Source organism: Streptomyces sp. NPDC028314 (assembly GCF_055565795.1).
On record NZ_JBVHTP010000008.1, the window covers coordinates 171,354 to 181,734 of the forward strand.

Here is a 10,381-nt window from a genome sequence, read left to right on the forward strand (position 1 = left end):
GGGTCGTGGGATGGGACAGGGCATGAAGAGCCGGCCCGACGACGAGAGCGGCGTGTCAGGAGCAGCAAAGCGGTGGTGCGTCGTACGGGGACGGGAGATTCAGACGCCGAGGGCGGGGAAGACCACGGCGTCGATGAACTGCCCGAGGAAGGCCCGGTCGACCGAGCGGTCCTCGATGAGCGGGAGCGCGATGAACGCCCCGATGAGCATGTGCGGTACGAAGTCCAGCGCCGGACAGTCCGGGGCGATCTCGCCCCGGTCCACCGCGCGCCGCAACATCACCTGGAGGCCGTTGATCTCGGGGTCGACCAGCAGGTCCCGCAGCGCCTTGTGGAGCTCCGGGCTCTCGTGGACGGCATGGGCCAGACCCCGCATCAGCGCGGTGTCCTTGGCCATCTGCGCGTCGTCGGAGTGCTCCACCATGAGCGCGAAGTCCCCCCGCAGGCTGCCCGTGTCGATCTCCCGGAGGGAGACCGGCTGGGTGCACCGCAGGGCTCTGGCGACCAGCTCGGGCTTGCTCCCCCACTGGCGGTAGAGGGTGGCCTTGCTGGACTTGGTCCGGGCGGCGACCGCGTCCATGGTCAGCGCCTCGTAGCCGACCTCGCGCAGGAGGTCGAGGACCGCCCCGTGGAGTTCGGCTTCCCGCTCGGGGGTGATCCGGCTGCGCCGAGCCGACATCGCGTCGGTCACCCGGCAGCTTCCCTTCATCACGACCACCTCCGAACGAAACCGTTTCGTACTCCACAGACGATACCGCCCTCGCTAGCGAAACGAAACCGTTCCGTTTCGCTCGGGCGAGTGGCATGGATCACCTGTACGAGTTGCCAGGGCTCCCCCGCACGGAAAGCATTGGGGGGTGAGTCACGACGTCGCGTACCTCCGGTTCCCGCATCTCCACGACGACCTGCTGTGTTTCGCCACCGAGGACGACCTCTGGGTGGCCCCCCTGGTTCCGCCCGGAGACCCGGCGGGCCGGGCCTGGCGGATCACCGTCGACCGGACCCGGGTCGGGCACCCCCGGTTCTCCCCCGACGGCAGCCACATCGCGTACACCAACTGGCGCAGCCTCGACCCCGAGATCCACCTGGCCCCGGTGGACGGCGGCCCCGTGCGCCGGCTCAGCTACTGGGGCTCCACCGACACCCGGGTCTGCGGCTGGACCCCGCCCGACAAGGACGGCCGCAGCGACATCCTGGCCGTCTCCTCCCACGCCCAGCCCTTCTCCTATTACTCCTGGGCCTACAGCCTGCCCACCGACGGCAGCCCCGGCGGCAAGCTCCCCTGGGGCCCGGTGTCCCACATCGCCGTGCACGAGGAACCGAACGGCGAGCGCCGCACCCTGCTGCTGACCGGCAAGCCCCCGCACGAGCCCGCCGCCTGGAAGCGCTACCGCGGCGGCGCCACCGGACGGCTCTGGCTCCACGGGAAGCGGCTGCTGGAGGACGTCGAGGGCCACCTCGACTCCCCGATGTTCGTGGACGGCCGGATCGCCTTCCTCTCCGACCACGAGGGCATCGGCAACCTCTACTCCTGCCTGCCCGACGGCGGCGACCTGCGCCGGCATACCGACCACGAGGAGTTCTACGCCCGGCACGCCTCCAGCGACGGCTCGCGGGTCGTCTACCAGTGCGCGGGCGACCTGTGGCTCGTCGACTCGCTCTCCCCCGACGCCGTCCCGCGCAAGCTGGACGTCCGCCTCGGCGGCCCGCGCACGGGCCGCCGTACGTACCAGGTGCCGGCCGCCAGCCACGTCGACTCCCTCTCCGTCGACGCCACCGGCCGGGCCAGCGCCGTCGTCGTGCGCGGCAGCCTGTACTGGCTCACCCACCGCGACGGCCCGGCCCGCACCATCGCCGACACCCCGGGGGTGCGGGTCCGGCTGCCCGAGATGCTCGGCAGCGGCGGGCAGGTCGCGTACGTGACGGACGCGGAGGGCGAGGACGCGATCGAGATCGCCTACCTGCCCCGGGCCTCCGGCGACCGCGAACCGCGCCGGCTGGCCTCGGGCCGGCTGGGCCGCGTACTGGAACTGCTCTCCGACCCCGACGGCGAGCGGCTGGCCATCGCCTCCAACGACGGCCGGCTGCTGCTCATCGACGCCACCGAGGAGTCCGACGGCGAGGTCACCGAGCTCATCCGCTCCATCAACGGGCCCGTCACCGACCTGGCGTTCTCCCCCGACGGCTGCTGGCTGACCTGGTCGCACCCGGGCATCGGGCGCTCGCTGCGCCAGATCAAGATGGCCCGGATCTCGGGGCCCGGCGCGCGCACCGTCGTGGACGTCACCAACGGCCGCTTCGACGACGAGAACCCGGTCTTCACCCGGGACGGCCGCTACCTCGCCTTCCTCTCCTGGCGCGGTTTCGACCCGGTGTACGACGTGCACACCGGCGACCTGTCCTTCCCGCTGGGCTGCCGCCCGTACCTGGTGCCGCTGTCCTCCGCGACGCCCTCGCCCTTCGCCTTCTCCCCCGACGGGCGCCCCGCGGCGGGCGGGCTCGACCCGGTGGAGAGCGAGTCCGGCGAGGGCGACGGCTCGGTGATCGTCGAGGTGGAGGGGCTGGAGAGCCGGGTCACCCCCTTCCCGGTGACGGCGTCGAAGTACTCCGCCCTGTACCCGGTGAGCGGCGGCGGGCTGGTGTGGCTGCGCTGGCCGATCTCGGGCGCGCTCGGGGAGACCTTCGCCAACCCCGCCGACACCAGCGGCAAGCCGACGCTGGAGCACTTCGACATCACCAAGGCCCGCAAGAGCGAACTCGCCTCCGGACTGGACTGGTTCGCGGTCAGCGGCGACGGCACCCGGCTCGTGATCAACGACGACGGCGACCTGCGCGCGGTCCCGTCGACGGAGTCCGGCGACGGCGACTCCACCGTCTACCTGGACCTGCGGCGCATCCTGCACGAGGTGGACCCCGCCGCCGAGTGGCGCCAGGCGTACGAGGAGGCCGGCCGGCTCATCCGCGCGTACTTCTGGGAACCCGACATGTGCGGCATCGACTGGGACGGGGTGCTGCGGCAGTACCGTTCCCTGGTCGAACGGGTCTCCTCCCCCGACGAGTTCGCCGATCTGCTGCGCGAGGTCCTCGGCGAGCTCGGCACCTCGCACGCGTACGTGTCGCCCGCGCGCCGCAACGAGGGCCCGCCGCACTACCAGCGGGCCATCGGCCTGCTCGGCGCCAACCTCGTGTGCCGGGACGGCTCCTGGATCGTCAAGCGGATCCTGCCCGGCGAGTCCTCGGACTCCAAGGCCCGCTCCCCGCTCGCCGGGACCGGCATCCGCGAGGGCGCGGTGCTCACGCACATCGACGGCCGCCCGGTGGACCCGGTGGCCGGGCCCTATCCGCTGCTGTCGGCGGCGGGCGGCACCACGGTCGAGCTGACCTTCGAACCCGCCGAGGGCGAGGGCCGGGCCCGCCGGGTCGCCATCGTGCCGCTGATCGACGAGCGGCCGCTGCGCTACCAGGACTGGGTGGCCAAGCGGCGCGGGGTGGTCCGGGAGATCAGCGGCGGCCGGTGCGGCTACCTCCACATCCCCGACATGGGCGGCTCCGGGTGGGCCCAGTTCAACCGGGACCTGCGGATGGAGATGTCCCGGCCCGCGCTGATCGTGGACGTACGCGGCAACGCGGGCGGCCACATCAGCGAGCTGGTGGTGGAGAAGCTGACCCGCTCGATCATCGGCTGGGACCTGACGCGCAACGCGCAGCCCGTCTCGTACGCCTCCAACGCGCCCCGCGGCCCGATCGTGGCGCTGGCCGACGAGGCGACCTCCTCCGACGGGGACATGATCACGGCGGCGTTCAAACTGCTGGGCCTGGGCCCGGTGGTCGGCCAGCGCACCTGGGGCGGAGTGGTCGGGATGACCGGCCGGCACACCCTGGGCGACGGCACGGTGATCACGGTGCCGATGAACGCGGCGTGGTTCCCCGAGTACGGCTGGTCGGTGGAGAACAACGGCGTCGAGCCCGACCTGGAGATCCTGCGCACCCCGCTCGACTGGGCGGAGGGCCGGCACGCGCAGCTCGACGACGCCGTGCACCTGGCGCTGGAGCTGCTGGAGCAGGACCCGGCCGCGGTGCCGCCCGGCTACGCGCACGTACCGGACCTGCGTCGCCCGAAGCTGCCGCCGAGGCCGTAGGGGCGCCGCGCCTGGCACGAAGCGCACGACGCAGGGGCGGGATCCGCGGTGGCGGATCCCGCCCCTCGTGCCGCTCGGGGTGCGGACTGTCGTGTCGTCAGCCGGCCCTACTCCTCGAAGTTCTGGTCGAAGCGGTCACGGACCCGCTCGGCCCGGTCCCGCGTCATCGGCGGCACCTGGCGGGTCGGCGCCTCCTCGGCCTCGCCCCTCTCCTCCGCGGCCTTCTCGGCCCTGCGCGCGAGTTCCCTCGCCTTGTCCTGGAACTGCTCCCTGATCGCCATGCGACCAGAGTTCCATGCGGCCGTTAAGTGTGCATTTCGGACCGTTTTCCGCCCGGGGTCCGGTGCGGGTCCGGTCAGCGGGAGGTGCTGCGCTCCTGCTCGTCGGCGGCCCCGCCCGCCCCGACGAGTCCCTTGGAGACGCTGCCGAGCCGGGGTTCGAACCGCGCCATCTCGCGCTGCCCGACGGCCGAGATGATCCCCGGCAGGTATCCCCGTACGCCCTGCATCCCCCGCAGCCACCACTGCGCGTACACGTGCGGCGAGCGCCGCTCGATGCCCGCCACGATCCGGTCGACGGCCGGACCCAGCGGGTACGTGCGGTTCGACGGCCACGGCAGCCGCCGGCGCAGCTCCCGCATGACCTCGTCCCGGTCGGCGCCGCGCACCATGTCGGTGTCGGTCCAGGAGAGGTAGCCGACGCCGACCTTGACCCCCTTGTAGCCGACCTCGGCGCGCAGGCAGTGGGCGAAGGCCTCGACCCCGGACTTCGAGGCGCAGTACGCCGTCATCATCGGCGCCGGGGTGATCGCGGCGAGCGAGGCGATCTGGAGGAAGTAGCCGCGGCTCTCCATCAGTACGGGCAGGAAGGCGCGGGCGGTGACGGCCCCGCCGATCAGGTTGACCTCGATCACCCGGCGCCAGGCGTCGGGGTCCGAGTCGGCGAACGGGCCGCCGGACGCGACGCCCGCGTTGGCGACGACGATGTCCACCTTGCCGAACCGCTGCTTGACCTCCTGCGCGACCCGGGCCATCGCCTCGTGGTCGGTGACGTCGGCGTACCAGTGGTCGCTGTCGGTGTGCAGCCGCTCGGAGACCTCCTTGAGGGCGTCGGGCTCCAGGCCCACCAGCGCCACCTTCGCCCCGCGTGCGGAGAGCTTGCGGGCGAGCAGCTCCCCCACTCCGCGGGCGGCGCCGGTGACGACTGCGACCTGGCCTTCCAGACTCCTGCGAGCACTCACGGCGTCTTCTCCTTCGCGGGGGTTGCGGTGTCGTGTCGATCAGTGCCGTGCCTGCCCAGGTGCAGGGCGGTGAGCTCGCGCACGGCGTTCGTGACGGCCTCGGGGGCCTCGATGGGGGTCATGTGCCCCATGCCGGTCAGTTCGGTGAGCCCCACGCAGTTCGGCAGCGCGGCGGCGAGCCGCCGGGCGTGCGGGACCGGCGTCAGGCGGTCGTGCGTGCCGCCGATGACGGCGGTGGGCACGGTCAGCCCGGCCAGGTTCGCCTCCAGGTCCAGCCCGGCCAGCACCTGCGACCAGGCGTACCGCACCCCGGTGGGGCAGCCGTGCACGATGCGGGCGCAGGCCTCGACCCGGTCGGGGGCGGTGCCGGGGCCCATGGTGGCGTACTTGAGCACCTTGGCGGCGAGGGGTGTGACGGGCCCGAGCGGGGCCCGGGATCCGAGGACCGCCCTGGTGATGCGGGTCCGCGCCCGCCCGGCCCGCACCGGCAGCACCAGCGCCTCCGCGACCAGCCGCGAGCTGCCGGTGCTGCACAGCAGGACGGCGGCGGCGTGCTCGGTGAACTCGGGCCGCCCGGCGGCGGCCATGATCGTCATGCCGCCCATGGAGTGCCCGGCGACGACCGCCCGTTCGCCGGGGGCGAGGGTGGCCTTCAGTACGGCCGCCAGGTCTTCGGCGAGGGCGGCGGTGCTGTACCAGCGCCCGGCGGGGCTGCGGCCGTGGCCGCGCTGGTCGTAGGCGATGACCCGGTGGTCCGTGGCCAGGTCCCGTATCTGGGCGGCCCAGAAGGCGGTGGAGCAGGTCCAGCCGTGGGCCAGCACCACGGGCGGGGCCGCCTCGTCGCCGTGCACCTCCACGTGCAGGCGGGCCCCGTCGGCGGAGACGGCGGTGAGCTCCCGGCGGGCGGCCGGCGGCGCGTACGGGCCCGAAGTGACGTGGGCCGGGCGGCTCATACGGCGCTCTCCTCGGCCTTGGCGGCCTCGGTCTCGGCGGTCCCGGCCTTGGCCGCGCGGGCGGCCGGGGCCTGGTGCGACGCCGGCCGCGCGCTCTCGCGTACCGGCTGCTTGAACCGGACGACCTCGTACTCGGCGAGGTCCACGGTCCGGGTCTCGCGGCGGAACTCGCCCGTGGTGCCCGGCCAGACGGTGGTGTTGAGCCCGTTGGCGTCCAGGTACCAGCTGGTGCAGCCGCCGGTGTTCCAGACGGTGCGCGCCATCCGCGACTGGACGTGCCGGTTCCAGGCGTTCACGGCGGACGGTCTGGCCGCCAGGGCGGTCCGGCCTCCCAGGGTGTCGAGCTGGCGCAGGTAGTCGACCATGTAGTTCAGCGCCGACTCGATCATCAGGATCATCGAGCTGTTGCCGAGTCCCGTGTTCGGCCCGATGATCGTCATCCAGTTGGGGAAGCCCGCCGCCGTCGCGCCGCGCAGCGACTTCATCCCGTCCTTCCAGGCGTCCGCGAGCGTCCGGCCCTCCACGCCCACCACCCGGTCCGCGATCGGCATGTCCGTGACGTGGAACCCGGTGCCGAAGACGATCGCGTCGACCTCGGTCTCGGTCCCGTCCGCGGCCACCAGCACCGAGCCCCGGATCTCCTTCAGCCCGGAGGCGACCAGGTCCACGTTCGGCCGGGCGAGCGCGGGGTAGTAGTCGCTGGACAGCAGGATCCGCTTGCAGCCGATGCGGTACGAGGGCGTCAGCCTGGCCCGCAGCGCCGGGTCCTTGATCGAGCGCGCCATGTTGGCCTTGGCCAGGGCCTCGACGAGCCCGAGCTGGTTCGGCCGCTTGGTGAACGCGCCGACCTGGAGCTCCCGGATCCCCCACGTCAGCCCGCGCCGGGCGGCCTGGGTGAAGGGCAGCTGCCGGTGCAGCCAGCGCTCGGCGGTGCTGATGGGCCGGTCGACGCGCGGCATCACCCACGGCGGGGTCCGCTGGAACAGCGTGAGCCGCTCCACGTCCGGGGCGATGGCGGGGACGATCTGGATGGCCGAGGCGCCGGTCCCGATCATGGCGACGCGCTTGCCGCGCAGGTCGTAGTCGTGGTCCCAGCGGGCGGAGTGGAAGACCTTGCCCGGGAACCCGGCCAGCCCGGGGATCTCCGGCATCTTCGGGTCGGACAGCGGCCCGGTCGCCGACACCACCACGTCGGCGGTGAGCGTCCCGGCGGAGGTCTCGATCTCCCACCTCAGCTCGGCGGCGTCCCAGCGCATCAGCCGGACCTCGGAGTTCAGCCGGATGTGCGGGCGCAGCCCGAAGGTGTCGGCGACGTGCTCCAGGTACGCCCGGATGTGCGGCTGGCCCGAGAAGCTCCGGGGCCAGTCCGGATTGGGCGCGAAGGAGAACGAGTACAGGTGTGAGGGGACGTCGCAGGCGCACCCCGGGTAGCTGTTGTCGCGCCAGGTGCCGCCGACGGAACCGGCGCGCTCCAGTACGACGAAGTCCGTGATCCCCTCGCGGCGCAGCCGGACGGCCGCTCCGAGCCCGCCGAATCCGGACCCGATCACCGCCACCCGTACGTGCTCGCGCACGTCCATCCCGTCATCCGTGCCGCCCATGCCCGCCGCCTTCCGCTTCCGCAGTCCCAGCCCAGCCCAGTCATAACCCACCGCGCAACACTGCCAGCAATCACTGGCACAATCGGGAGAGTAGAGCAGCTCCGTACCCATGGGTAGGGGTCGCGCCGGGAAAGTTACTGCGGGTACGGCCCTGCGGGTCTGCCGGTCGGGCCCCGGCCGGATCGGCAGGACACCCCCTCGGGACACCCCATAGGCTTCGCACGTGCCCGAGAACGAGACGGAAGCGAGGACGCCGGCCGTGCCGACTGCCGTCCGCGAATACCGCACGGAGGAACTGGCCGAGGCGGCCGGCATCCCGGTGCGCACCCTGCGCTTCTACCGCGAGCGCAAACTTCTCCCGCCTCCCCGCCGCGAGGGCCGGATCGCCTGGTACGACGACCACCACCTCGCCCGGCTGCGCACCATCGCCGGCCTGCTGGAACGCGGCCACACCCTGGGCGGCATCGCGGAGCTCACCGCCGCCTTCGAGAGCGGGCGCGACGTCGGCCAGCTCGGGGAGCTGCTCGGCATCGGCTGGTCGGAGGAGACCCCGGTCCGGCTGACGCCCGAAGCGCTGGCCGACTACTTCGAGGGCGAGGTCACCCCGGAGAACCTGGCGGCCTCCCTGGAACTCGGCTACCTCGCCACCGACGGCGACGAGATCGTGCACGTCAGCCGCCGCCTGCTGGACGTCTCCTCGGCCCTGGTCCGCGAGGGCGTGCCGCTGGCCGCGGTCCTGGAGACGGGCCGCCGGGTCCGCGAGCACGCGGACGCCATGGCGGCCCTGTTCTCGGAGCTCATATCCGCGCACATCGCGGAGGACGCCCTGCACCGCCTGCGCCCGCTGGCGAAGAGCGTGGTCGAGGCCGAGCTGACGATGGCGATGGACCGCCTGCTCCAGCAGCGGGAGCCGCGGCCTCAGACCCCGAGCTCGTAGACCACGGTCACGGGGGCGTGGTCGGACCAGCGCTCGGGGTGCGTCTCGGCGCGCTCCACGAAGGCCTTCACGGCCTTGGCGGCGAGCCCCGGGGTGGCGACCTGGAGGTCGATCCGCCAGCCGGCGTCGTTGTCGAAGGCCCTGCCCCGGTAGGACCACCAGGAGTACGGCCCCTCGGTGTCGGGGTGCAGGGCGCGCACCACGTCGACGTACCCGGCCGTCCCGTACACCTCCCCGAGCCACTCGCGCTCCTCGGGCAGGAAGCCGGCGTTCTTCCGGTTGGTCTTCCAGTTCTTGAGGTCGGCTTCCCGGTGGCAGATGTTCCAGTCACCGCAGACCACGACCTCGCGCCCGTCGGCGGCGGCGCGCACCTTCAGCTCGGCGAGGTAGTCCATGAACTCCGCCATGAAGCGGTACTTCTCGTCCTGCTTCTCGGTCCCGGCCTCGCCGGAGGGCAGGTAGAGGCTCGCCACGGTCACGCCGGGCAGATCGACCTCCAGGTACCTTCCCGCGGCGTCGAACTCGTCGCTCCCGAACCCGACCCGCACCCGCTCCGGCGCCCTGCGCGTGTAGAGCGCGACCCCGGCCCGGCCCTTGGCGGCGGCCGGCGCGAAGACGGTGTGCCAGCCCTCGGGCTCCCGGACCTCGGCCGGAATCTGGCCCTCCTCGGCGCGCACCTCCTGCAGGCAGACGACATCGGCGTCCGACCCGGCGAGCCACGGGGTGAAGCCCTTCTTGGCGGCGGCGCGGATCCCATTCACATTCACGGAGGTCACGGTGAGCATCCCAGCACCATAGCGGGACCGTTCCGTACGATGTTCGGATGTCTCACGGGATACACCTCCTCGCCGTGCCGTACGACCACCCCGACGCGGTCAAGCTCAACGACGAAGTCCAGCTCGAGTACCAGGTGCGGTACGAGGGCGAGGGCGATGTCACACCCCTCGACCCGGCGATGTTCACCCCGCCGAACGGCCTGTACCTGCTCGCGTACGACGCCACGGGCGCCCCGGTGGCCAGTGGCGGCTGGCGCAGGCAGGACGAGAACGAAGAGGGCTACTCGGACGGCGACGCCGAGCTGAAGCGCATGTACGTGGTCCCGCAGGCCCGCGGCCTCGGCCTGGCCCGCCGCATCCTGGCGGAGCTGGAGGCCGACGCACGCGCGGCGGGCCGGATACGCATGGCCCTGGAGACCGGCAACCAGCAGCCGGAGGCGGTGGCCCTCTACCGCTCCGAGGGCTACGAGGTGACCTCGAAGTTCGGCCACTACCGCTTCACCACGTCCAGCATCTGCATGGCGAAGCCGCTGACCCCCTGACGCACCTGCCGCGCCCTCCGCAGCGGGGCGGGGCCTGCGGCGGCACGGGCCTCGCAGCGCGGGGCTCGCAGCGCGGGGCTCGCAGCGCGGGGCTCGCAGCGCGGGGCTCGCAGCGCGGGGCTCGCAGCGCGGGGCTCGCAGCGCGGGGCTCGCAGCGCGGGGCTCGCAGCGCGGGGCTCGCAGCGCGGGGCTCG

At 72.9% G+C, this 10,381-nt stretch carries 9 protein-coding genes; 3 read left to right on the forward strand and 6 right to left on the reverse strand.

Annotated elements, in window-relative coordinates; genetic code table 11:
* Positions 1 to 99 precede the first annotated feature (99 nt).
* Complete coding sequence (locus ACZ4TG_RS19855; RefSeq protein WP_468164843.1) at positions 100 to 678, reverse strand: TetR/AcrR family transcriptional regulator; 579 nt, start codon at positions 676 to 678, stop codon at positions 100 to 102.
* 178 nt (positions 679 to 856) lie between these two features.
* Here ACZ4TG_RS19855 and ACZ4TG_RS19860 point away from each other — a divergent pair, with 178 nt between their 5' ends.
* Positions 857 to 4,138 (forward strand): S41 family peptidase, encoded by a 3,282-nt coding sequence (locus ACZ4TG_RS19860; protein WP_468164443.1) that lies wholly within the window; start codon positions 857 to 859, stop codon positions 4,136 to 4,138.
* Between the two features lie 107 nt (positions 4,139 to 4,245).
* On the opposite strand, the gene ACZ4TG_RS19865 is transcribed toward ACZ4TG_RS19860, so the two are convergent.
* The 4 genes from ACZ4TG_RS19865 to ACZ4TG_RS19880 form a co-directional block, all read right to left on the reverse strand.
* Positions 4,246 to 4,419, reverse strand: coding sequence for a hypothetical protein (locus ACZ4TG_RS19865; RefSeq protein WP_468164445.1), 174 nt, complete (start codon positions 4,417 to 4,419; stop codon positions 4,246 to 4,248).
* A 74-nt stretch (positions 4,420 to 4,493) separates the two neighbouring features.
* Positions 4,494 to 5,378 (reverse strand): SDR family oxidoreductase, encoded by an 885-nt coding sequence (locus ACZ4TG_RS19870; RefSeq protein WP_468164447.1) that lies wholly within the window; start codon positions 5,376 to 5,378, stop codon positions 4,494 to 4,496.
* Complete coding sequence (locus tag ACZ4TG_RS19875; protein WP_468164449.1) at positions 5,375 to 6,331, reverse strand: alpha/beta fold hydrolase; 957 nt, start codon at positions 6,329 to 6,331, stop codon at positions 5,375 to 5,377. Before ACZ4TG_RS19875 ends, ACZ4TG_RS19870 begins: the two co-directional genes overlap by 4 nt.
* Positions 6,328 to 7,911, reverse strand: a complete 1,584-nt coding sequence (locus tag ACZ4TG_RS19880; protein ID WP_468164845.1) for a flavin-containing monooxygenase — start codon at positions 7,909 to 7,911, stop codon at positions 6,328 to 6,330. The genes ACZ4TG_RS19875 and ACZ4TG_RS19880 overlap by 4 nt, the downstream gene beginning before the upstream one ends.
* Positions 7,912 to 8,155: 244 nt before the next feature.
* Between ACZ4TG_RS19880 and ACZ4TG_RS19885 the strand changes: the two genes are divergently transcribed.
* Entirely contained in the window at positions 8,156 to 8,869 is a 714-nt protein-coding gene (locus ACZ4TG_RS19885; protein WP_468164451.1) for a MerR family transcriptional regulator, read from the forward strand.
* On the opposite strand, the gene ACZ4TG_RS19890 is transcribed toward ACZ4TG_RS19885, so the two are convergent.
* Complete coding sequence (locus ACZ4TG_RS19890; RefSeq protein WP_468164453.1) at positions 8,851 to 9,654, reverse strand: exodeoxyribonuclease III; 804 nt, start codon at positions 9,652 to 9,654, stop codon at positions 8,851 to 8,853. The genes ACZ4TG_RS19885 and ACZ4TG_RS19890 overlap by 19 nt on opposite strands.
* A 38-nt stretch (positions 9,655 to 9,692) precedes the next feature.
* Here ACZ4TG_RS19890 and ACZ4TG_RS19895 point away from each other — a divergent pair, with 38 nt between their 5' ends.
* Positions 9,693 to 10,187 (forward strand): GNAT family N-acetyltransferase, encoded by a 495-nt coding sequence (locus ACZ4TG_RS19895; protein ID WP_468164455.1) that lies wholly within the window; start codon positions 9,693 to 9,695, stop codon positions 10,185 to 10,187.
* The last annotated feature ends 194 nt before the right edge of the window (positions 10,188 to 10,381 follow it).